Annotated in this window: 21 protein-coding genes; 9 read left to right on the top strand and 12 right to left on the bottom strand. The window is 64.3% G+C overall.

What is annotated here, in order from left to right; genetic code table 11:
• Positions 1-6: 6 nt before the first annotated feature.
• Genes AC1DMA_RS18345 through AC1DMA_RS18370 form a run of 6 tightly spaced genes read right to left on the bottom strand, consistent with a single transcriptional unit; the run spans position 7 to position 6,549 of the window.
• On the bottom strand, positions 7-600 hold the full coding sequence (locus AC1DMA_RS18345) for a CoxG family protein (RefSeq protein ID WP_478145103.1): 594 nt from the start codon (positions 598-600) through the stop codon (positions 7-9).
• 42 nt (positions 601-642) lie between these two features.
• Positions 643-1,791: a vWA domain-containing protein gene (locus AC1DMA_RS18350; protein WP_478125853.1), complete on the bottom strand. Its 1,149-nt coding sequence runs from the start codon at positions 1,789-1,791 to the stop codon at positions 643-645.
• 56 nt (positions 1,792-1,847) lie between these two features.
• Positions 1,848-2,777 carry an AAA family ATPase gene (locus AC1DMA_RS18355; protein ID WP_478125733.1) on the bottom strand — a complete coding sequence of 310 codons (930 nt, stop codon included), beginning with the start codon at positions 2,775-2,777 and terminating at the stop codon, positions 1,848-1,850.
• 9 nt (positions 2,778-2,786) lie between these two features.
• Positions 2,787-3,578 carry an FAD binding domain-containing protein gene (locus AC1DMA_RS18360; protein ID WP_478125732.1) on the bottom strand — a complete coding sequence of 264 codons (792 nt, stop codon included), beginning with the start codon at positions 3,576-3,578 and terminating at the stop codon, positions 2,787-2,789.
• 21 nt (positions 3,579-3,599) lie between these two features.
• On the bottom strand, positions 3,600-6,044 hold the full coding sequence (locus AC1DMA_RS18365; protein WP_478145104.1) for a xanthine dehydrogenase family protein molybdopterin-binding subunit: 2,445 nt from the start codon (positions 6,042-6,044) through the stop codon (positions 3,600-3,602).
• 10 nt (positions 6,045-6,054) lie between these two features.
• Positions 6,055-6,549: a (2Fe-2S)-binding protein gene (locus AC1DMA_RS18370; RefSeq protein WP_478125730.1), complete on the bottom strand. Its 495-nt coding sequence runs from the start codon at positions 6,547-6,549 to the stop codon at positions 6,055-6,057.
• A 189-nt stretch (positions 6,550-6,738) separates the two neighbouring features.
• On the opposite strand from AC1DMA_RS18370, the gene AC1DMA_RS18375 reads away from it, so the two are divergent.
• The 3 genes from AC1DMA_RS18375 to AC1DMA_RS18385 all read left to right on the top strand — a co-directional run bounded on the left by AC1DMA_RS18375 (position 6,739) and on the right by AC1DMA_RS18385 (position 9,594).
• Complete coding sequence (locus tag AC1DMA_RS18375) at positions 6,739-7,872, top strand: helix-turn-helix domain-containing protein (RefSeq protein ID WP_478125729.1); 1,134 nt, start codon at positions 6,739-6,741, stop codon at positions 7,870-7,872.
• A 172-nt stretch (positions 7,873-8,044) separates the two neighbouring features.
• Entirely contained in the window at positions 8,045-9,205 is a 1,161-nt protein-coding gene (locus tag AC1DMA_RS18380) for an ABC transporter substrate-binding protein (RefSeq protein WP_478145105.1), read from the top strand.
• A 59-nt stretch (positions 9,206-9,264) separates the two neighbouring features.
• Positions 9,265-9,594 carry a thioredoxin family protein gene (locus AC1DMA_RS18385; RefSeq protein ID WP_478125727.1) on the top strand — a complete coding sequence of 110 codons (330 nt, stop codon included), beginning with the start codon at positions 9,265-9,267 and terminating at the stop codon, positions 9,592-9,594.
• A 4-nt stretch (positions 9,595-9,598) separates the two neighbouring features.
• Here the strand turns inward: AC1DMA_RS18385 and AC1DMA_RS18390 are convergent, their stop codons facing one another.
• The 3 genes from AC1DMA_RS18390 to AC1DMA_RS18400 all read right to left on the bottom strand — a co-directional run bounded on the left by AC1DMA_RS18390 (position 9,599) and on the right by AC1DMA_RS18400 (position 11,986).
• Complete coding sequence (locus tag AC1DMA_RS18390; RefSeq protein WP_478145106.1) at positions 9,599-9,976, bottom strand: nuclear transport factor 2 family protein; 378 nt, start codon at positions 9,974-9,976, stop codon at positions 9,599-9,601.
• An 89-nt stretch (positions 9,977-10,065) separates the two neighbouring features.
• Complete coding sequence (locus AC1DMA_RS18395) at positions 10,066-10,638, bottom strand: phosphonate degradation HD-domain oxygenase (RefSeq protein ID WP_478145107.1); 573 nt, start codon at positions 10,636-10,638, stop codon at positions 10,066-10,068.
• 37 nt (positions 10,639-10,675) lie between these two features.
• A complete protein-coding gene (locus AC1DMA_RS18400; protein WP_478145108.1) occupies positions 10,676-11,986 on the bottom strand; it encodes a D-amino acid dehydrogenase in 1,311 nt (436 codons plus the stop codon).
• A gap of 128 nt (positions 11,987-12,114) precedes the next feature.
• On the opposite strand from AC1DMA_RS18400, the gene AC1DMA_RS18405 reads away from it, so the two are divergent.
• Positions 12,115-12,582 carry a winged helix-turn-helix transcriptional regulator gene (locus tag AC1DMA_RS18405; protein WP_478125723.1) on the top strand — a complete coding sequence of 156 codons (468 nt, stop codon included), beginning with the start codon at positions 12,115-12,117 and terminating at the stop codon, positions 12,580-12,582.
• A 17-nt stretch (positions 12,583-12,599) separates the two neighbouring features.
• On the opposite strand, the gene AC1DMA_RS18410 is transcribed toward AC1DMA_RS18405, so the two are convergent.
• The 3 genes from AC1DMA_RS18410 to AC1DMA_RS18420 are packed head-to-tail and all read right to left on the bottom strand — an operon-like array spanning position 12,600 to position 16,023.
• On the bottom strand, positions 12,600-13,625 hold the full coding sequence (locus AC1DMA_RS18410; protein WP_478145109.1) for an alcohol dehydrogenase catalytic domain-containing protein: 1,026 nt from the start codon (positions 13,623-13,625) through the stop codon (positions 12,600-12,602).
• Positions 13,626-13,648: 23 nt separating this feature from the next.
• Positions 13,649-14,941, bottom strand: coding sequence for an SUMF1/EgtB/PvdO family nonheme iron enzyme (locus AC1DMA_RS18415; RefSeq protein ID WP_478145110.1), 1,293 nt, complete (start codon positions 14,939-14,941; stop codon positions 13,649-13,651).
• A 29-nt stretch (positions 14,942-14,970) separates the two neighbouring features.
• Complete coding sequence (locus AC1DMA_RS18420) at positions 14,971-16,023, bottom strand: TRAP transporter substrate-binding protein (RefSeq protein WP_478145111.1); 1,053 nt, start codon at positions 16,021-16,023, stop codon at positions 14,971-14,973.
• A gap of 116 nt (positions 16,024-16,139) precedes the next feature.
• On the opposite strand from AC1DMA_RS18420, the gene AC1DMA_RS18425 reads away from it, so the two are divergent.
• From AC1DMA_RS18425 to AC1DMA_RS18445, 5 genes are all read left to right on the top strand, one after another.
• Positions 16,140-17,306 carry an ABC transporter substrate-binding protein gene (locus AC1DMA_RS18425; RefSeq protein ID WP_478125719.1) on the top strand — a complete coding sequence of 389 codons (1,167 nt, stop codon included), beginning with the start codon at positions 16,140-16,142 and terminating at the stop codon, positions 17,304-17,306.
• 154 nt (positions 17,307-17,460) lie between these two features.
• Complete coding sequence (locus tag AC1DMA_RS18430) at positions 17,461-18,342, top strand: branched-chain amino acid ABC transporter permease (RefSeq protein ID WP_478125718.1); 882 nt, start codon at positions 17,461-17,463, stop codon at positions 18,340-18,342.
• A 61-nt stretch (positions 18,343-18,403) separates the two neighbouring features.
• Positions 18,404-19,267 (top strand): branched-chain amino acid ABC transporter permease, encoded by an 864-nt coding sequence (locus AC1DMA_RS18435; RefSeq protein WP_478145112.1) that lies wholly within the window; start codon positions 18,404-18,406, stop codon positions 19,265-19,267.
• Positions 19,264-20,061 (top strand): ABC transporter ATP-binding protein, encoded by a 798-nt coding sequence (locus AC1DMA_RS18440; protein ID WP_478125716.1) that lies wholly within the window; start codon positions 19,264-19,266, stop codon positions 20,059-20,061. Before AC1DMA_RS18435 ends, AC1DMA_RS18440 begins: the two co-directional genes overlap by 4 nt.
• Positions 20,058-20,780, top strand: a complete 723-nt coding sequence (locus AC1DMA_RS18445; protein ID WP_478125715.1) for an ABC transporter ATP-binding protein — start codon at positions 20,058-20,060, stop codon at positions 20,778-20,780. The genes AC1DMA_RS18440 and AC1DMA_RS18445 overlap by 4 nt, the downstream gene beginning before the upstream one ends.
• Positions 20,781-20,782: the final 2 nt, after the last annotated feature.

A 20,782-nucleotide genomic window follows, 5' to 3' on the forward strand; every position in this document is an offset into this window, starting at 1 on the left:
ACCGCCTCAGTCGGCCGGCTTTTCTTCTGTGTCGGCGTCTCCATCTGACTTCTTGCCGAAGCCAAGCTTCTGCATGAATCCGGCCATCGCGCCCTTCTTTTCTTCTGCCGGGGGTGCGTCCGCCGCCACAGCTTCAGGAGGTGGGCCATAACGGCTTTGCATCTCAGCCTCGAAGCGCTTGAAGAAATCGTCGGCGGTCGACTTGGCGGCACCGTCGATCAGGCGCTGGCCCAGTTGCGCGATCTTGCCGCCCACCTGCGCTTGCACCGTGTAGTCGAGTTCGCAGCCTTCGCCGTTGTCGGCGACGGGCCTGAGCGAAACGCTCGACGATCCTTTGGCGAAACCGGCTACGCCGCCCTGCCCTTCAAAAGAAAGCTTGTAGCTGTCCGGCGGGGTGATGTCGGCCAGCGTGACCTTGCCGTTGAACTTGGCCGACACCGGACCCACCTTGACGGCCAACGAAACGCTGTATTGGTTGTCGCCGGTCAGCTCGAACTTGTCGCAGCCGGGGATGCATTTCCTCAGCGTCTCGGGATCGTTGAGCGCCTCCCAGGCTTGTTGCTGCGTGATGCCGAGCTTGCGGTTGCCGAGCATTTCCATGGTGGTTCTTCCTTAGAGTTAGAAGCGGGGCGGTGGCGACTGTTACCGGCCGGACCGCATGAGAGCGGCGAGGCTCGTCGCCAGTTGTTCGAGGGCACTGAGATTGTGGACCGCGAGCATTGCGTCCGCATGGCGATGCAACATGGCCGCACCGCGCGCAAGGGGAGCGTAGCCCTCATAGCGCATCAGCGGGTTCAGCCACAGCACGCGCCGCGAATGGCGCTTGAGCCAGAGCAGTTCGCTCTCCAGCGTCTCGGGCTCGCCGGTGTCCAGGCCGTCGCTGATCACGAGCACCAGCGTGCGACGTCCGGTCAGCCGGCGCGCGTGCCGGCGCCGCAGTTCTGCAAGCGATTCACCCAGGCGCGTGCCGCCCGCGAAGTCGTCGATGGCGTCGCTCGCTGCCGCGAGCATCGAATCGGTATCGGCAATGCGGAAGGCCGGCGTCAGGTCGGTCAGGTGGGTGCCGAAAGCGAAGACATCGCGCCGTCCCGAACGCCGGGTCGCAGCGTGGAGAAAGGCGAGGAGCAATCTGGCGTAGCGCTCCATCGAGCCCGACACATCCACCAGGACCAGCAACGGCAACGGCTGCTTGCGCCGCGCCCATCTCGGCAGTCGAAGGATTTCTCCGCCGGTGCGCGCAGCCTCGTGCAGCACGCCAGGCCAATGCATGCGCGAATGGGCGCCTGCATCGCCGGTAGCGCGCAAGCGACGGGCGGGCAGCGTCGGAATCGGCAGGGCAACGTCGCGCGCCAGGCGCTCCACCAGCCGGTACTCCGCAGCGCCGAGTGCGTTGAAGTCGGCATGGTGGACGCGCGATCGATCGCTCGCCGTCATCGCCGCGTCGAAATCAACCTCGCGATCGTTCTGCACAGGACGCACGGTATCGCGCGGCGCGGCGAGCGCCTCGCGAACGCGCGGGCGGCGCTTCGAAGGCTCCGCCTTGCCTTCCGCGGTCGGCAGCATCTGGGCCAGCAGCTTGTTGGCCAGTTCGGGATCGCGAAACCACGCGTCGAACAGCTCGCGGAACACCAGCCGATCTTCCTCACGGCTGATCATCACGGATTCGATCGCGGCAGCAAGATCGAAGCGGCTTTCCACACCGACGAGCGTGGCCGCTTCGGCGGCGAGCGCGATGCGCATCGAATCAGTGCGCACGCCAGCGCGCCGCAATGCCCGGCCAAAGCCCAGCATGTTGCCTGCAAGCTTGCCCTTTCGAGCATCGCCGAGCTGGTGAACCACACCGTCGGTCAAGGTGCCGCCTCCTCCTGGGGCTTGAGAAGGTCCGATGCCAATTCATGCGTCAGCGCCGCCACGTCGTCACGCTGCTTGAAGAGGATGCCCGCCGTGTCGACGACGATCTCGGGATCGAGTTCGATGGTGTCCAGCGCGACGAGCGCCTTGGCCCACTCAACGCTTTCGGCGATGCCGGGACCACGCTGGAATGCGCTCGCGAACGGCGCACTGCGCAAGCGGCCGACGAAGGCGGCCACCTGCTCTGAAAGCACGCTGCTGGCCTGCGGCACCTGAGCCCGCACGATTGCCAGCTCACGCTCTCGCTCGGGATAGTCGAGCCAGTGATAGAGGCAGCGCCGCTTGACCGCATCGTTGAGCTCGCGCGTGCGGTTGCTGGTCAGGATGGTGACCGGCGAAACCAGGGCTCGCACGGTTCCGAGTTCGGGAATGCTGACCTGATACTCGCCCAGATATTCGAGCAGAAAGGCCTCAAAGGGCTCGTCCGCGCGATCGACCTCGTCCACGAGCAGGACCGCTCCGGGTGCGGGCGCCTGCAGCGCCTGCAGCAGTGGCCGTCGGATGAGATAGCGCGGCTGGTAGACCTCGGATTCGACATCGGTCGAGATACCTTGCGCTTCCGCCGCACGCATGTGCAGCAGTTGCGCCGCGTAGTTCCATTCGTAGAGCGCCTCGCGCTGCTCGAGCCCGTCATAGCACTGCAGGCGCAGCAGTTCGCGCTGCAGCGCGGTCGACAAGGCCTTCGCCAGTTCGGTCTTGCCCACGCCGGGCTCGCCTTCCAGCAGAAGCGGTCGCTGCAGCCGCAGCGCCAGGAACACCGCCGTCGCAAGACGCCTGTCAGCGTAGTACCCGGCGCCCTGGAGCGCCTGCACGACCGCGTCAATGGTGGAGAAGGGTGCGGTCGCTGCAGGCGTGATGTCGGTCATCGCGAAAGCTTATCCGAGCGCCTTCGCGACTGCTCGCTGCGTGAGAACACCAATGAGATTCGCGCGGTAGGCGGCCGAAGCGTGCAGATCGCTGTTGAGATCGCTCGCGTCGATCTTCACGCCGGCTGCGGCTTCCGGCGTGAAGCTCTTGGTCAGAGCCTGCTCGAGCCCCGTGTGGCGGAACACGCCGTTGCCGGCACCGGTCACCGCGACGCGCACGCCGGCGTCGTACTGCGCGACGAAGATGCCGACGAGCGGGAAGTTCGATGCCTTCTGGCGGATCTTTTCATAGGCCGCGCGCTTCGGGATCGGAAAACGGATCGCCTTGATCAGCTCGCCGTCCGTCAGTGCAGTGGTGAAGAGGCCCTGGAAGAAGTCGTCCGCCGCAATCTCGCGCTGCGTGGTGACGACAGTGGCGCCCGTCGCCAGCACCGCCGCGGGATAACACGCGGCCGGATCGTTGTTGGCGACCGAGCCGCCGATGGTGCCCATGGCACGCACCTGCCGGTCGCCGATGTGCGCGGCCAGCCAAGCCAGCGCCGGGAAGGAAGCCCGGACGTCGGCGTTGTTCGCCACATCCAGGTGACGTGACATCGCACCGATCACCAGGGCATCGCCAGCCTTGCTGATGCCGGTGAGTTCCTGGACGCCGCTCAGGTCGGCGAGTTGCTCCGGCGCCGAAAGGCGCAGCTTCATCGAAGCAAGCAGAGTCTGCCCGCCGGCCAGCGGCTTGGCACCCGCGGCTGCGAGCTTGACCGCATCCGCCAGAGTCGTGGGGCGTTCGAGTGTGAAGGCATACATGGTGTTTTTTTCCTTCTGTGATCAGGGGGCCGGACGGCCTTGCGTGCTGGCGGCGAGCGAGGGTTGCTGAGGCTGCTGGGTCGGGCTCACGCTGCCCTTCTGCATTGCTTCCCAGACTCGATGGGGCGAAGCCGGCATGTCGAAGTCCTTGACGCCGAGCGGCGCCAGCGCGTCGAGCACCGCATTGATCACCGCCGGTGGCGAGCCGATCGCGCCGGCCTCGCCGCAGCCTTTGGTGCCCAACGGGTTGTGCGTGCAAGGCGTGCACACGGTGTCGAGCTTGAAAGTCGGAAAGTCTTCCGCACGGGGCATGGCGTAGTCCATGAAGCTGCCCGTCAGCAACTGGCCCGTCTCGTTGTCGTAGACGCAGTTTTCCATCAGCGCCTGCCCGATGCCCTGTACGAGTCCGCCGAGCACCTGCCCTTCGACAATCATCGGATTGATGATGGTGCCGAAATCGTCCACGGCCGTGAAGCGGTCGACCTTGACCTCGCCGGTCTGCTTGTCGATCTCGACTTCGCAGATGTAGGTGCCTCCGGGGAAGGTGAAGTTGGTCGGGTCGTAGAACGCGGTTTCGTTGAGGCCGGGCTCGAGCTTGTCCAGCGGATAGTTGTGCGGCACGTAGGCGGTCAGCGCCACTTGCCCGAAGGGGATCTTCTTGTCGGTGCCCTTGACGGTGAACTCACCGTTGGCGAACTCGATGTCGGCGTCGCTCGCTTCCATGAGGTGCGCCGCGATCTTCTTGGCCTTGGTTTCGATCTTGTCGAGCGCCTTCATGATCGCGGCGCCGCCGACCGAGATCGAGCGCGAGCCGTAGGTGCCCATGCCGAAGGGCACGCGGCCCGTGTCGCCGTGCACCACATCGACCGCATCGACCGCGATGCCCAGGCGAGCCGCGACCACCTGGGCGAACGTGGTCTCATGGCCCTGCCCGTGGCTGTGCGAGCCGGTGAAGACCGTCACGCTGCCGGTGGGATGCACGCGGATCTCGCCACACTCGAACAGCCCCGCGCGTGCGCCGAGCGCACCGGCGATGTTCGAAGGCGCGATGCCGCAAGCTTCGATGTAGCTTGAATAGCCGATGCCCCGCAGCTTGCCCTTCGCCTCGCTGGCGGACTTGCGCTGCGCGAAACCGGCGACGTCGGCCAGCGTCTTCGCCTTGTCCATGCAGGCATGGAAGTCGCCCGTGTCGTACTGAAGCGCCACTGGCGTCTGGTAGGGAAAGCTCGTGATGAAGTTGCGCTTGCGGATCTCGTCCTGTCCCAGGTTCATTTCCCAGGCGCAGCGCGACACCAATCGTTCGAGCAGGTAGGTGGCCTCGGGCCGGCCCGCTCCGCGATAGGCATCGACCGGCGCCGTGTTGGTGAACCACGCATCGACTTCGACGTAAATCTGCGGCGTCGTGTATTGGCCCGCGAGCAGCGTCGCGTAAAGGATGGTGGGCACGGCCGTCGAGAACGTCGACAGGTAGGCACCCAGGTTGGCATCCGTGTGCACCCGCATCGCCAGGAATTTGCCTTGCGCGTCCATTGCCATTTCGGCGTGGCTGACATGGTCGCGACCATGCGCGTCGGACAGGAAGCATTCCGAACGCTCACCCGTCCACTTGATGCTGCGATTGAGTTGCTTCGCGGCCCAGGTGAGGCACACGTCCTCGGCATACAGATAGATCTTGGAGCCGAAGCCTCCGCCCACGTCCGGCGCAATCACGCGCACCTTGTGCTCGGGCAAGCCCAGCACGAAAGCCGTCATCAGCAGCCGCTCGACATGTGGATTCTGGTTGGAGACGTATAGCGTGTATTCCTCGTTCGCGCGGCTGTAATTGCCGATGGCGACGCGCGGCTCGATCGGATTGGGCACGAGCCGGTTGTTGATGAGATCAAGCTTGGTGACGTGCGCTGCATTCGCAAATGCCGCGTCGACGCCCGCCTTGTCACCGATCGCCCACTTGTAGCACTGGTTGTCGGGCGCCTGTTCATGAATGGTCACGCCACTCTGCTTTTTGGCGGCGTCGCCCACGCTCACGAGTGCCGGCAACTCCTCGTACTCGACCACGATCGCCTCGGCGGCATTCTTGGCCTGCTCGACCGTCTCGGCCACGATCATCGCAACGTGGTCGCCGACGTAGCGCACCTTGCCGATCGCGAGGATCGGATGCGGTGGCTCCTTCATCGGCGTGCCGTCGGGGTTGTTGATGAGCCAACCGCAGGGCAGTCCGCCCATCTTTCCGTCAATGTCCTTGCCGCTGAAGATGCCGACCACACCGGGCATCTTCGAAGCGGCATCGATGTCGATGGACGTGATCTTCGCGTGCGCATGCGGCGAACGCAGGAACACGGCGTGGGCCTGGTTGGCCATGGTCACGTCATCGGTGTATTGGCCGGCGCCGGTCAGAAAGCGATAGTCTTCCTTGCGCCGAAGTGCCTCGCCGATGTGCGGCAGGTTGGAGAAGTCGGATGCACCCATGTCGTTCTCCTCAGGCGGTGACCGTTGCCTTGGCGGGTGCGGCCGCCATGGCCTCGCCGCCCATCTGCACCGCCTTGACGATGTTCTGGTAGCCCGTACAGCGGCAGAGATTGCCGTCGAGCAGTTCGCGGATTTCCGCCTCGCTGGAGTTGGGGTGGTAAGTGCACAGGTCGATGGCGCTCATCACCATGCCGGGGGTGCAGAAGCCGCATTGCAGGCCGTGGCACTCCTTGAAGGCGGCCTGCATGGGATGCATCGTGCCATCGGGCTGGGCAATCCCTTCGATGGTCGTGAGTTGGGCGCCCGCCACCTGGGCAACCAGCACGTTGCACGACTTGACGGCCCGGCCGTTCACGTGGATCGTGCATGCGCCGCATTGGGCCGTGTCGCAACCGACATGCGTGCCGGTCAGATGAAGGTGCTCGCGGATCGCCTGGACGAGGAACGTGTTGGGGGGAGCGTCGACCGTGACCTCGCGCCCGTTGACCGTGAATGAAACCTGCATTTGGCTGTCTCCGTTGGAAGGTGATGGCTGTTTTCAGCCACCGAATCTTGGACGTCGGACCTGACCGCAACCCTAGGCAAAACCCTATGCGCTTGCACGATCTCCCTGAAATTCTCAAAATGAAACAGCTCGCCCCTCTCGCCTCTCCGGCGAATCCGCAACCTGGGCCGATTCAGCCCGCCCCACACGATGACCGTCCAAGCCGCTTCGCCCGCACCCGAGCGTTCCCTTTCCATCGCCCAGGCGAGACGCGAATGGATCGATCGTGAGCCGATGCCGAGTTCCAGCTCGCCCGCAACGCGCATCGAGCCGTGGCTTTTGCGATCATGGCAGCGCTGCCTGGACGCCGGGCACCAGCCGCGGCAACGTGTGAGTTTCGATCCCGTCTCCGCACCGGCAGCGCGTCGAGTGGCAGAACGCAATTGCGCCCTGGTCGCCGCGGCACGGCCGGTACTCGATCGGCTGTCGCGCGCCATTGCGGACACGCGGTATTTCGCGATCCTCACCGATGCGGATGGCATCGTTGTCGACGTCGGCGATCTTCCCGGCGGCAGCGACGAATCCGCCCGCCGCGCCCGTGACATCGCCCGCATCGGGGTCGATCTTTCTGAACGCGCCGTGGGCACCACAGCCATCGGCGCCGCGTTGGCCGAGCATGAGTCTGTCTGGCTGCATCGCGGCGAACACTTCTTCGAAGACACCAGCATCTACAGCTGCGCGGGTGCGCCGCTGTTCGGGCCACAGGGCGAATGCATCGGCATGTTGGATCTGACAGGCGTGCAGGTCGTCGAGCGGCCGGAGCTTCGGCATTTGGCGGCGCTGTCGGCGCGCAGCATTGAGAACGGGCTGCTGCAGCATCATCCTTGCGAGCTGCTGCTTCATATCGGCTGGCCGGGGTGTCCCACGGGCGCCGACACCGAAGGGCTCTTGTGCATCGATGCCGACGGAAACGTGACCGGCGCCAATGCTGCCGCCCGCCACATGCTGCATCGGCCACTGGCGGCCGGGCCGCTCTTGAACTGCCACGATCTCTTCGCGCTGCCGCCGCAAATGCTTTTTGACGCGGCACGACGTGGCGAAGCGATGCTTGAAGTGCCGCTCTGGTCGGGTTTGCGCGTGCAGGCTCGGGCTCAGCTGACGAGCGCGCGCACGCTTCATGCGCCGGGCGGAACGAGCCGACCGCGGCTGCGCGACGTCGAAACCGCGCTGATCCGCAAGGCAGTGGACGAGGCGCGCGGCAACGTCGCCGAAGCGGCCCGTGCACTGGGCATCAGTCGCGCGACCGTCTACCGCAAGCTGACACGCAGCCGCCGCTTGAGCTGAAAAGGCAGCCGCTGAAACACGCTCAGCCCACCTGGGCAGACTTCGTGTTGTTTGCCACACCGGCGCAGGTTCAACCTACCCGAGGTAGTGACCGCTTTACATTTAGTTGCTATTGTCAGCAGTTGTTAAAAACAATTGCACGCCTTCCGGCGGCACGACTGGGAAGTTGACCATGAGCGCATCCGAGGCCCGTACCTTTTCCGTGTCGCCAAAGTCCACGCGACGCCAAGTGCTTGGCCGCCTGAGTGGCGCTGCGGTTGCAGTCGGGCTCGGCTTTCCCGCATTTGCACAGGCGAAGGCCATCCGTGTCGGAGCGACTTTCGACAACAGCAGCGTCGAAAAGGCGAACGGAACAGGACTTTTCCTCGGGTCGAGCGCCTACTTCAATGCACTGAACCGCGCTGGCGGGATCAACGGCACGAAGGTGGAACTGGTGATGGCCGACGACCAGTTCAAGCCCGAGAACGCGAAGGCCAACGCCCTCGCCTTCGCGGCGGACAGCTCGGTGCTCGCGATGGTGCATCCGCTCGGCACGCGCCAGACGGCCGAAGTGAGCGACGCCGTCCCCGGCATGGCCGTTGTCGGCCCCAACACAGGCACCGTCTCGCTGCGCAAGAAAGCGGCGCCGAACACCTTCTGGGTCCGCGCGAACTATGACCAGGAGATCGATAAGCTCGTGGCCACCGCGGCCGTGCTCGGGCAGTCACGCATCGGCCTCGTGTATTCGAACGATCCGCTGGGCCAGTCGCTGCTCGCGGGCTTCAAGGCGGCGCTCGCCAAGGCCAAGATCGAACCTGCCGTGATCGCCAGCACGCCGAGCACGACCAGCATGGAAGTCGACCCCGCCGCCAAGCAGATCGCCGAAGCGGCGCCGCAGATCGTCATCATCGGCCTCGCAGGCACCGCGCCCGCCTTTGTCCGCGCCCTGCGCGCCGCCGGCGGCAAGAGCAGCGCCTATGGCCTATCGATCACCGCAGGCTCGCTCGGCGCCATGGGCGAACTTGCGCACGGCTTGGGCTTTGCCATGGTGGTGCCCTCGCCCTTCGCGACCAAGTTCGAAATCGTCCGCCGCTATCAGGCGGACATGCTGGCCAACGGCTCCAAAGAGTTTTCGCTGCCAAGCCTCGAAGGCTACATGGACGCTGCCGTACTGGCCGAAGGCCTGCGCCGTGCCGGTCCTTCGCCCACGCGCGCAGCCGTGATCGCGGGGCTGGAGCACATCGAGAGCTACGACCTCGGCGGCGTGAAGATCAACTTCGGACGCAGCAACCGAGAAGGCAATCAGTTCGTGGACGTTGCCGTGATCAGCGCCAACGGAAGACTGCTGAGCTGATCCTTGCCCGCCAGCGATGCCGTGAGCGCGGTTTTTGCCGGTCAAGCAGAATCACACGAATGAACCAAAGCTATGCGACCGTTGCACCTTCACGCGCTGAAGTCGACGCACTCCCTGGCCTGACCTTGGTCGAATTCGGCACCGATTGGTGCGGCTTCTGCAAGGCAGCGCAGCCTCTGATTTCGGAAGCCCTCACCGGGGCGCCACCGCTGCGCCACCTCAAGATCGAAGACGGCAGCGGGCGACCCCTGGGGCGCTCGTTCCGGGTCAAGCTCTGGCCCACGCTGATCTTCATGCGCGAAGGCAAGGAACTCGCCAGACTCGTGCGCCCCGAAAGCGCAGCGGCGATCCGGCGAGAACTCGAGCAGGCGACCTCGGCCGGCGTCTAGCGACTCAAGCGGCCGCGGGCACCTTGTCCAGGAAGCCGGTGACCGCTTGCAGCCTGCCTGCTTCGAGTTGCACGAAGTCAGTGCCTTCGATCAGGTCGTCCGCGCCGCTCGGGCCGAGCGTCCACGAAAAACGCATTTGATCGCCGTGGCCATCGGGCCGGCCCTTGAGCGCAAAACGAAAGCCCGGATAGCGCTGATGTACCACGCCGATCAAGGCGCTGATCTGCGCGAGTCCGCTCCCTCGTGCGACAGGGTCAACGTAACGCGCATCGTCGTTCCAATGCGTCTCGAGCAGATTCAGGCGACGTGATTCGTCCGTTTCGTTCCATACGGCGATGTAGTTCTCGGCCACATGTTGGGCATCAGGGATGGCGGTGTTCATGGCGATTCCTTTCGGTGTTCAACACCCGCAACGTCGCGGGGTGAAGGAATGGTCGCCGTGACAGCGCAGGCGGTCGATGACCTGGGAGGTCATGTGCGCGGCGGCGCGCTCCGATGCTCGGTCGAGCAGGATTCCATGTGACGAACGAAGTGCGCCAACGAAGGCGCTTCGGCATCTGCCGACTTGGCAGCGTCGTCCCACTGCCTCAGGCGCACGGCGTCGCCGGCATACGGCAGTGCCTCGAAGGCTCGCGCTTGAGCATCATCGAAGACGCCACCCTGCAGCACCAGGCTGCGCCGGGAGTCGGCAGACAGCGACGCGTGATAGCCCTCGAACCTTGCGCACAGGAATCGCTTGGCGTCCACGTGCAACCGGATCGGCTCGAGCGTTGCAGGACTGAACAGCGAGCGGAGAAAGGGCAAGCAACGGTATTGATGCAGATCGTCCAACCCTTGTCGCGTGGGTGTGCCGCCGAAGTCGTGCAGAAGATGCCCCAGATCGTGAAGCAGCGCCCCGGTGATCAAGGCGCTGTCCGACCCCGCCTGCTCGGCCAGATGGGCTGTCTGCAACGCATGCTGGAGCTGTGTCACGGGCTCGCCGTCATATTGGGCATGGCCCTTGGATTCGAACAGGGCGACGATGTCTGGAACGGTGAGGCTCATGCGACTGGTTGTACTTCAATCCTGTCACGGCGTGATGTCAGGCAGGCAAGCCCGCAGGATGCGCAATACGCCCGCCGCGCGAATGAGGCGCCAGGTAGCGATCGACCGACAGACCATCCGTGCGGATGTCCGGGCGGCGGCCCATCACCTGGTCGGCCACGAGCTTGCCGGAGCCGCAGGCCATGGTCCAGCCCAGCGTGCCGTGGCCCGTATTGAGAAACAGGTTCATGTACGGCGTGCCGCCGATGATGGGCGTGCTGTCGGGCGTCATTGGCCGGAGCCCTGTCCAGAAGGTGGCGCGGGGCAGATCGCCACAAGGGAAGAGATCAGTGATCACGCGCTCCAGCGTCTCGCGGCGGTTTGGATTCAGCCGCAAGTCGAACCCGCCCAGCTCGGCCATTCCGCCGACGCGAATTCGATCGTCGAAACGTGTGACCGCGACCTTGTAGGTCTCGTCGAGCACGGTGGATTGCGGCGCCAGCGCGGGATCGACCAGTGGCACTGTCAGCGAATAACCTTTGACCGGGTAAACGGGAAGGTCCAGGCCGAGCGGCGCGATGAAGTCACGCGAATAGCTGCCGAAGGCGAGCACATAGCGGTCGGCCGTGAGGACTTCCGGGTTCGCGCCAGCAAGGCGTACGCCAGTGATGCGCCCGCTTTCGGTGGCGAGCCCTTCAACCGACTGGCCGAAGCGAAAATTCACGCCCAGCCCGCGCGCAACCGCAGCCAGTCCTTGCGTGAAGAGATTGCAGTCGCCAGTTTCATCGTTCGGCAGGCGCAGGCCACCCGCGAGCAGATCGCCCGTGCGCGCCAGCGCTGGTTCGACGCTGGTCAGTTGGCTTCGGTCGAGCAATTGATAAGGCACGCCGCATTCCTCGAGCACTGCCAGGTCGCGCTGCACGGCATCGAGTTGCGCCTGGGTGCGGAATAGCTGAAGGGTGCCCTGCGTGCGGTGCTCGTAACTCACGCCCGTCTCCGCGCGCAGCTCACGCAGGCAATCGCGGCTGTATTCGGCCACGCGCATCATGCGTTCCTTGTTGACGGCATAGCGCTCGGGCGAGCAGTTCTTCAGCATCGCGGCCATCCAGCGGAGTTGAAACAGCGAGCCATCGGGCCGAATCGACAGCGGTGCGTGCTTCTGGAACATCCACTTCAGCGCCTTGAGGGGAATGCCCGGCGCCGCCCAAGGTGTCGAGTAGCCGGGGGATACCTGGCCGGCGTTGGCAAAGCTGGTTTCCTGCGCCGGGCCGTCCTGGCGATCGACGAGCGTCACCTCGGCGCCGGAGCGCGCAAGGTAATAGGCTGTCGTGACGCCAATCACGCCACCGCCGAGAACGATCACTTTCATTGCGAGACCTCATTCATGCAGGATAGGCTGAAAGCTTATTGCTTCATTTGCCATAAACTTCGCTGAAATTTGGCACCAACGCAGCGATTTTTGCCGCCGAAGATCGTCCAGGGGCCTGCAAGGAGTGAATGATGGAACTCGACCGTACCGACAGGAAAATTCTGGACGTGCTGCAGCGGCAGGGCCGAATCTCCATGACGGATCTGGCGGAGCAGATCGGCCTCTCCACCTCCCCTTGCTCCGAGCGCGTTCGCCGCCTGGAGCGCGGAGGCGTGATCACCGGCTACTACGCCCGCGTGAATCCTCAAGCGATCGGAAAGACGCTTCTGGTGTTCGTCGAAGTCACGCTTTCTTCAAAGTCAGGCGACGTGTTCGACAAGGTCAGGCAGGAGCTGCTGCTGGTGCCGGAGGTCATGGAATGCCATCTGGTGTCGGGTGGCTTCGACTACCTCATCAAGGCGCGCCTTCGGGCCATGAGCGACTATCGCGACCTGCTCGGCAGCCTGCTGAAGAAACTGCCGGTGACTGCCGAATCACGCAGCTACGTCGTGATGGAAGAAGTGAAGGAAAGCCTTTACTTGCCCATGGACCGTTGAGTGCGGGCGCTTTAGCTCTAGCTTCGTGGGTCCAGCACGACGCGACCCGCAATGCTGCCGCTGCGCATGGCGTCAAAGACTTCATTGACCCTCGAAAGCGGGCTCGTTTCCACGCGGCAATGCAATTCGCCCCGGGCTGCGAGATCAAGCACCGCGCGCAGATCTTCGCGCGTGCCGACAGCCGACCCGACGATGTGCGCTTCGCTGCCGACAAGCGCCAGAGCGTGGAATCGCAGAGGATCCGACGGCAGGCCGATGACGCAAACAGTGCCGCCCGGGCGAAGGATCGTCATCGCCGCGTCATAAGCCGGATGAGCGGCCGAGGTGACGGCAGCCACATGCGCCCCGCCCTTTTTGCGGATCATCGCCAGCGCTTCGGGATCCGCTGCGTTCAGCGCATGGTCCGCGCCCAGTTCGCGAGCCAGGTCGAGCTTGGCGTCGCTCACATTGAGCGCGAAGACCTCGGCGCCCATCGAACGCGCGATCTGAACGGCCAAATGCCCGAGCCCCCCAATACCGAACACCGCCACGCGCTGCTTCGGAGCGATATTTGCTTTCTTGAGCGCGCGATAGCTCGTCACGCCGGCGCAGAGCAGCGGCGCTGCCTGCTCGTCGCTCAATGCATCGGGGATGCGGACCGCGTAGGCCGCATTCGCGCACATGAATTGCGCAAAGCCGCCGTCGACGGACATGCCGGTCACTGCCGATCCCTTGCGACACAGGTTCTCATTGCCTTCCAGGCATTGCTCGCATTTGCCGCAAGCGCGGTAGAGCCATGGAACGCCGATGCGATCGCCTTCGCGAAGCTCCGTCACTCCGTCCCCGATGCGCACGACCCTTCCGACGACCTCATGCCCGGGCACGACGCGCGGCTTGGTGTGCGCACGGAATCCGGGCTGGTCGCCTTCGACGATGTGCAGATCGGAATGGCACACGCCGCAGGCAAGCACTTCAATAAGCACCTCACCGGCCTGCGGCTCGGGCACGGGAATGTCCTCGATGACGAGGGGCTTGCCGAATTCGCCGAGCACGGCTGCTTTCATGGTTGGAGACTCCTGTGAGTGGGTCAGATGGCGCAAGTCCTGAAACCGAAAAATCCATCGTCGCGGTCCGGCAGCGCGAAGCCCCTTCGCTTCGGCGATCGCATTCGCGCCCGGGTCGCGAACGAAGCGCCGCGCAGCACTCTGGCCTTGCCGAATGCAGGCCGCGGATCGAACGGACCGCCTTCGCTCCAAGGATCGACGTGAAAGCCGGGCCATGGCTGGAGCGTGCCCGCGGTCCACTCGTGCACGTCCGACCAGCGGAAGCCGCGGCGCGTCGCAGTGTGAGCGGCAATCTCCCATTCGACTTCGGTCGCGATCCTCCGACCCGCCCATCGCGCATAGGCGTCGGCCTCCCACCAACTCACATGCACCACGCTGTGGCTGCCTGCCGCACGCATGGTCCTGCCGAAATGCTGCCGCAGCACAGAGCCACCGCTGCCGTGGTGCGCGGCGCCGATCTGCTCGACGTGCCGCGGGCCGCGCCGGCCTTCGGTCTGGGCTGCGAGCCATTGCAGGCCCTCCGGGCGCCAGAACTCCGGCCGGTCGTAGCCGCCGTCATCGACGAACTCGACGTACTGGCTCCACGTCAATGGCTGGGCGTCAATCTCGAATTCAGGAACGTCGACGCGCTGCATGCCGCCTTCCTGCGCGAAGATGAAGCCCGCATCCGGTTGTCCGAGTTCCCACGAAGTCGCCGGAACGAGCAGCGGTTCACGAGTCACGGCAGAGGCCGGAAATTCGACGCCCAGGGGCAGCCCGAGCGTCTGCGCCATCACCACGAGTTGCTCGCCGCGAAGATCCTCATGGAACAATGCGAGCCGATAAAAATAAAGACCCGCATCCGTCTCAGCCGCGTGCTCGAGCAACTCCAGAGTGCTTTCGAGCGTTTCGAGCAGATAGGACTTGGTCTGCGCCAAGTCGGGCATGTCGGCGGACCAACGCTCCGACCCATCGATCTGCGAAGGATTCCACCACGCGTCGGCGTTCGGTTCGATGGCCGCGAGCCGCGTGGGACGCACCGGACACTGGAGGCCGAAAGCGCGCTGCGTATTGCGCGCGATCCACCATTCCGCGAACCAGCCGATGTGACCCGCGAGCCAGACGGGCGGATCGATGCCCTCTTCCTGCGGCACCACGAGCGCCGCGGAGCCGAGCGCCTGTTCGTACAGCGACAGGAGATGCAGCGTATGGTTTCGCGCGTCGATCAGCGCAAGGGATAGCAATTCACGGCCCGCACTGCGCATGGCCGGGGAGTCGATCGAATGCGGCACGCCCGAGGCGCTGAATGGCGTACTTGGCGGCAGGCTCGAAGGCATCTGCCATTATGGCGACACCGTGCTTCGACCTACAGCTTCGCGGATTGCATATAGGTGTCGAACGGTGACGCGAGGAAGCGGTCTCCGAAGAGTTGCTCCTTCTGGAATGCGCGGTAGTCGCCGTGGATCTTCTTCCAGAAGGCATCCGAGCCACTGAGTTCGCTGCAGACATCCATCGATGCCTTGAATGCTGCGTCGATCACGCGCCGCGGAAAGGGCTTGAACAATGCCCCGGCCCCGGTCAACTGCCGGATCGCCGCCGGGTTTCGCGCATCGTACTTGGCGAGGACCTCGGAATTTACCGATGCGCTCGCCGCCTGCACGATGGCTTTGTGATCGGCAGACAGCGCATCGAATGCCTTCTGATTGACCAGCAGGTCGAGCTGCAAGGCGCCAGCCCACCAGCCGGGGAAATAGGCATGGCGCACCCCCTTGGCAACGCCGCTTTTCTGGTCGTCATAAGGGCTCGTTCCTATGGCCGCGCCGACGGCGGCGCCGGCCTGCTCCTGAGGGCTGGCTCCAAGCCGCGCGAAGATTCGCCCGGCCAAACCGCCCGCGCGGACCTTCAGGCCCCTGAAGTCCTGCACATCCCTGATCTCCTTGCGAAACCAGCCGAGCTGCTGCGCGCCGGCACTCCCGCATGGAAAGTTGATCGCGTTGAACCCGGCATGAAATTCACGTGTGAGCTTCAGACCGTTGCCTTCATTCATCCAGGCAGCGAGCTGCCGTACGTTCATGCCGAACGGGATCGCCGCGCCGAATGCAAACGCCGGGTTTTTTGCGAAGAAATTGGCTCCCGACGTATGGCAAGCCTCGATCGCTCCTCGCTCCACGCCATCGAGCACGCCCAGCGGCGACATCAGTTCGCCTGCGGCATGAACGTCGATCTGGAATCTGCCGCCGCTCATTTCGCCGACCTTGCGGGCAAAGCTCTGGGCCGCACCCAGGAGGATGTCGAAGGGCGGCGCGAAGCTCGACGCAAGGCGCCAACGTGTCACGGCCTGCGCATGCACCGCTGGCGCGATGCCGGCTGCCAGCACACCGGCGATCCCTCCACGTTGAATCAGAAAACGACGCCGCATCGAACGAGACTCCAGGAAAACGAGAGACAAACAAGGGGGCCAATTGTAGGAACTGGTTACCAGCGGCCTTTAAAATGGCCGCCCCCGTTCCACCCGTTCCCTGAAAGAACCATCTGATGAGACAACTCTCGTTCAAGACTTCGCTGCTCGCAGGCGCCGCGCTTGCTGCCTTTGCCGCTTTTGGCACGGCCGCCCAGGCCGCCGACCTGAAGATCGGCGTGGCCGAAGCCCTGTCGGGCGGCGCAGCCCAGTACGGCGTCGCCATTCGCAACGGCTTCGAACTCGCTGCCGCAGAAATCAACGCTGCCGGTGGCATCAATGGCAACAAGATCGATCTCGTCGTCGCCGACGAGCAGGGCAAGAAAGAAGAGGCCATCAACGTCTTCAAGAAGCTGATCTTCCAGGACCAGGTCCTGATGGTCTTCGGCCCGACGCTGTCGAACTCCGCGCAAGCCGCCGACCCGATCGCCCAGGCTGGAAAGACGGTGGCTTTCGGCACGTCCAACACGGCTGACGGCATTACCTCCATCGGCGACTACGTCTTCCGCAACTCGGTAACCGAAGCCGACGTGCTGCCCGAGACCATCAAGACCGCCGTGAAGAACGCCGGCATCAAGAAGGTCGCCGTGCTCTATGGCAACGACGACGTGTTCACCAAGAGCGGCTATGACAACTTCAAGAAGGCGCTCGATGACCTGAAGATCCCCGTCACAACGACCGAAACCTTCGCCAAGGGCGACGTCGACTTCAAGGCACAGCTGACGAAGATCAAGGCCAGCGGCGCCGATGCGATCGTGCTGTCCGCACTGCTCGCCGAGGGCGCGCCGATCATGGTGCAGGCCCGCCAACTGGGGCTCAACGTGCCGATCATCGGCGGCAACGGCATGAATTCGGTCAAGGTCTTCGAACTGGCCAAGGGCCAATCCGACAACCTGTACGTGGGCAGCCCATGGTCGGCCAGCAATGCGACGCCGGAGAACACCAAGTTCATCAAGGCTTACACCGAGAAGTACAAGACGGCGCCGGACCAGTTCGCCGCCCAAGCGTACGACGCGATGTACATCGCCGCCCAGGCGCTCAAGAACGTCAAGGTCACGGGCAACCTCCCGGCCGACCGTGCCGCCGTGCGCGACGCACTGCCTGCCGTGAAGTGGACCGGTGCGACTGGCGCATTCCAGTTCCGCCGTGCCAACGACAAGAGCGGCAAGCCCGCAGGCTATGACGCGCAGCAGTTGCCGATCGTCAGCGTGACGAAGGGCAACGAGTTCGTCATCACGAAGTAGAGCTCGCCCCCAGGCTTCGCGCACTTCGTGTCGCTTCGCCTACCCCCTGCCGGGGGCAACACCAGCGGCCCGGCATAGCCGGTTCCGCGGTGTTTCACGAATAGCGGGGATCTCCGCCTTTGGGCGGCCCCGCTTTCTTCTGGATAGAAATTCCATGCTTGAACAGCAACTTGTCAATGCACTTTCCCTGGGGTGTGTCTATGCGCTTTTTGCGCTGGGCTTCACGCTGATTTTCGGGGTGCTTGGCGTCATCAATCTTTCGCACGGCGCGGTTTTCATGGTGGGCGCTTATGCGGCCGTGCAGGCCATGGCGCGATTCGATTTGCCTCTTTGGGCCGGGCTGCTGTTTGCGTTCGTGTTTTGCGGGCTTCTCGGGCTGCTGATCGACTTCCTGGTGCTCAGGCCGCTTCGGGCTCGCAACGCACCTCACCTGATTCCCATGATCGCGACGATTGGGGTGGCCATCATTCTCAACAACGGCACACAGGGCCTGTTCGGTGCGCAGAACGTGCGCTTTCCGGCAGGTGTGGTGTCGGGTGAATCGCTGGATCTCGCCGGCATCCATCTCACCGCGCTGGAGCTCGGCATCATCCTGCTGTCCTTCGTGCTGATGGCGGTGCTCATGGTCGCGCTCAAGCGCACGCAGCTCGGCCGCGCCCTGCGCGCCATCGCCGAATCGCCCAAGGCGGCCCACCTACTCGGCATCAATGTCGAAGGGCTGTTCTATCTGACCTCGTTCGCGGCGGCCGCGCTCGGCGGACTTGCTGGCGTGCTGATTGGCCTCTATTCAAATGCCGTGTTTCCGCTCATGGGGCAGCCGATGCTGCACAAGGGCATTGCAGTGATCATCCTGGGCGGCATGGGCGATATTCGAGGCGCAATGCTCGGCGGGCTCTTCCTCGGCTTCGCAGAAGTGCTGTCGGTGGCCTACATCGGTTCGACCATGCGCGACGCGGTCGCTTTCGGCCTGCTTTTCCTGGTGCTGCTCGTGCGGCCGAAGGGCCTCTTCGGCACCGTGCAGGAGCGCAAGGTATGAGCGCCGCGCCGAACCGCTTCAAGCAAGCTCGCTCCGCAGCGCGCAGCGCGGAGGTTTCCAAATGAGCGCTTTGGACAATCTCTGGTCGGTCTACAGCAATCTGGTTCTCACGCTGGGCACGAACGCGCTGCTGGCATTGTCGATCTGGCTCACGCTTTCGTGCGGCATGCTCGCGATGGCCAATGCCGCATTCATGGGAATCGGCGCCTACACCTCGGCGATCCTCACCATGACCTACGGCGTGCCCTTCCCCGTTGCTATCGCAGCAGGCATGGCGGCGCCAGCCCTCACGGCGTTCGTCATCGGCAAGCCGACGCTGCGGCTGTCTGGCGTCTACCTCGCCATGGCCACGCTGGCCTTCGGCGAAGTGGTGCGCATCATCGTGCTCAATGCTGAATCGCTCACGGGCGGTGCGCTGGGCCTGAATGGCATCCCTCAATCCACGCAATGGTGGCATGTCGGCTTGGCGGTGGTGCTCGTGCTGCTGGGCCTATGGCGCATGCGCCGCTCAAGAATCGGCCGCGCCTTCGAAGCCATCAAGGAAGACGAAACCGCCGCCGGCCTGATGGGCATCGACGTCGGCGGGCACAAGATGCTGGCCTTCGTGCTGGGCGCCGCGATCGCCGGCCTGGCGGGCGTGCTCAACGCGCACCTCACCTTCTTCATCGGACCGAACGAATACGGCTTCGACCGCGGAGTCGACATCCTGACGATGACGGTGCTGGGCGGCATCAACGGCCTGACCGGGCCCGTGCTCGGCGGCGTGATCCTGACGATCTTGCCCGAAGCGCTGCGTGCATTCGGCGATTTCCGGCTCGTGCTGAACGGCGTGATCCTGGTGCTGATCGTGCTGTTCCTGCCCAAGGGCATCTGGGACCCCGCGCGCTTCCGCCAATGGTTTGGACGCAAGGGGGTTACAGCATGACGGCGCCGCTGCTTACGCTCGATGGCGTTTCACGTCACTTCGGGGGACTCAAGGTTCTGCAGGACGTGAACCTCGAAATCCCAGAAGGCGGCGTGTTCGGACTCATCGGTCCCAACGGCGCCGGCAAGACCACCGTGTTCAATCTCACGACGGGACTGCTGCCCACCACGGGCGGCACGATCCGGTTCGAAGGACGCGATCTCGCCGGGCTCAAGCCCTACCAGATCACGCGCGGCGGCATCGCTCGYACTTTTCAGAACATCCGCATCTTCAAGGAGATGTCGCTGCTCGAAAACGTGATGGTTGGGATGCATGCGAACTTGCGCTATGGGCCCTTCGGCCTGCTCGCATCGTCGGGCCTCTTCCGCAGCGAAGAACGGCGCGCGCGCGACAGAGCTCGCGAATTGCTCTCATGGGTCAAGCTCGACCACAAGGGCGAAGACGTGGCCGACAACCTTTCGTACGGCGACCAGCGCAAGCTCGAACTCGCACGCGCGCTTGCGACGGACCCCAAGCTGCTGCTGCTGGACGAGCCTGTCGCCGGCATGAACAGCACCGAGAAAACCGACCTGATGCACGAGATCCGCAATATCTCGGCCCGCGGCTACACCATCTTCATGATCGAACACGACATGCGTTTCGTGATGGGACTTTGCGAGCACATCGCCGTGCTGAACTTCGGCCGCATCATTTCGCGTGGCGACCCCGACCACATCCGCAACGACCCCCAGGTGATCGAGGCCTACCTCGGACGCGAAGAGGACGAAGCGACGAACGAGGGAGTCTCTCCATGAGCGCGACACCTCTGCTGAAGGTCGAAGGGCTCAATGTCGCGTACGGCCACATCGAGGCCGTCAAGGGCATCGACTTCGAGTTGCATGAAGGCCAGATCACAACGCTGGTCGGCGCCAATGGCGCGGGCAAGTCGACGACGCTGCTGGCGCTGTCGGGCCTCGTGAAGAAGGCCGCGGGACGCGTCGTGCTCGATGGGCAGGACCTCACCAATCTCTCGCCTCACAAGATCGTCGGCGCGGGCATGGTGCAGGTGGCCGAAGGGCGCGCCACGCTCACGACGCTGACGGTGCGCGAAAACCTCGAACTCGGGGCCTATACGCGGCGCGATGGCCGCGCGCAACGCGCTGACGATCTGGACCACATCTACTCGCTCTTTCCTCGGCTGAAGGAGCGGGCCGACGGCCTGGCGGGCAATCTGTCGGGAGGTGAACAGCAGATGCTCGCGATCGGCCGCGCGCTGATGGCCAAGCCACGCGTGCTGCTGCTCGATGAACCATCGATGGGCCTTGCGCCGATCATCGTGCAGGACATCTTCCGTACGCTGCGCGAGATCAACAAGGCGGGACTGACGATCTTCCTGGTCGAGCAGAACGTGCGGCAAGCACTCAAGATCGCCGAACGCGCCTATGTCATCGAAACGGGAAAGATCGTGCTGGCAGGCAGCGGCCGCGAACTGCTCGGCAACCCAAAGGTGCAGGACGCCTACCTGGGCGGTTGAGC

The organism is Variovorax sp. 05N34, from assembly GCF_056397405.1.

What these genes read in the sequence shown, in the direction of transcription:
- AC1DMA_RS18345 (WP_478145103.1), bottom strand. Translation starts at nt 600, where the DNA reads ATGGAAATGCTCGGCAACCGCAAGCTCGGCATCACGCAGCAACAAGCC.
- AC1DMA_RS18350 (WP_478125853.1), bottom strand. Translation starts at nt 1,791, where the DNA reads ATGCTGGGCTTTGGCCGGGCATTGCGGCGCGCTGGCGTGCGCACTGAT.
- AC1DMA_RS18355 (WP_478125733.1), bottom strand. Translation starts at nt 2,777, where the DNA reads ATGACCGACATCACGCCTGCAGCGACCGCACCCTTCTCCACCATTGAC.
- AC1DMA_RS18360 (WP_478125732.1), bottom strand. Translation starts at nt 3,578, where the DNA reads ATGTATGCCTTCACACTCGAACGCCCCACGACTCTGGCGGATGCGGTC.
- AC1DMA_RS18365 (WP_478145104.1), bottom strand. Translation starts at nt 6,044, where the DNA reads ATGGGTGCATCCGACTTCTCCAACCTGCCGCACATCGGCGAGGCACTT.
- AC1DMA_RS18370 (WP_478125730.1), bottom strand. Translation starts at nt 6,549, where the DNA reads ATGCAGGTTTCATTCACGGTCAACGGGCGCGAGGTCACGGTCGACGCT.
- AC1DMA_RS18375 (WP_478125729.1), top strand. Translation starts at nt 6,739, where the DNA reads ATGACCGTCCAAGCCGCTTCGCCCGCACCCGAGCGTTCCCTTTCCATC.
- AC1DMA_RS18380 (WP_478145105.1), top strand. Translation starts at nt 8,045, where the DNA reads ATGAGCGCATCCGAGGCCCGTACCTTTTCCGTGTCGCCAAAGTCCACG.
- AC1DMA_RS18385 (WP_478125727.1), top strand. Translation starts at nt 9,265, where the DNA reads ATGAACCAAAGCTATGCGACCGTTGCACCTTCACGCGCTGAAGTCGAC.
- AC1DMA_RS18390 (WP_478145106.1), bottom strand. Translation starts at nt 9,976, where the DNA reads ATGAACACCGCCATCCCTGATGCCCAACATGTGGCCGAGAACTACATC.
- AC1DMA_RS18395 (WP_478145107.1), bottom strand. Translation starts at nt 10,638, where the DNA reads ATGAGCCTCACCGTTCCAGACATCGTCGCCCTGTTCGAATCCAAGGGC.
- AC1DMA_RS18400 (WP_478145108.1), bottom strand. Translation starts at nt 11,986, where the DNA reads ATGAAAGTGATCGTTCTCGGCGGTGGCGTGATTGGCGTCACGACAGCC.
- AC1DMA_RS18405 (WP_478125723.1), top strand. Translation starts at nt 12,115, where the DNA reads ATGATGGAACTCGACCGTACCGACAGGAAAATTCTGGACGTGCTGCAG.
- AC1DMA_RS18410 (WP_478145109.1), bottom strand. Translation starts at nt 13,625, where the DNA reads ATGAAAGCAGCCGTGCTCGGCGAATTCGGCAAGCCCCTCGTCATCGAG.
- AC1DMA_RS18415 (WP_478145110.1), bottom strand. Translation starts at nt 14,941, where the DNA reads ATGCCTTCGAGCCTGCCGCCAAGTACGCCATTCAGCGCCTCGGGCGTG.
- AC1DMA_RS18420 (WP_478145111.1), bottom strand. Translation starts at nt 16,023, where the DNA reads ATGCGGCGTCGTTTTCTGATTCAACGTGGAGGGATCGCCGGTGTGCTG.
- AC1DMA_RS18425 (WP_478125719.1), top strand. Translation starts at nt 16,140, where the DNA reads ATGAGACAACTCTCGTTCAAGACTTCGCTGCTCGCAGGCGCCGCGCTT.
- AC1DMA_RS18430 (WP_478125718.1), top strand. Translation starts at nt 17,461, where the DNA reads ATGCTTGAACAGCAACTTGTCAATGCACTTTCCCTGGGGTGTGTCTAT.
- AC1DMA_RS18435 (WP_478145112.1), top strand. Translation starts at nt 18,404, where the DNA reads ATGAGCGCTTTGGACAATCTCTGGTCGGTCTACAGCAATCTGGTTCTC.
- AC1DMA_RS18445 (WP_478125715.1), top strand. Translation starts at nt 20,058, where the DNA reads ATGAGCGCGACACCTCTGCTGAAGGTCGAAGGGCTCAATGTCGCGTAC.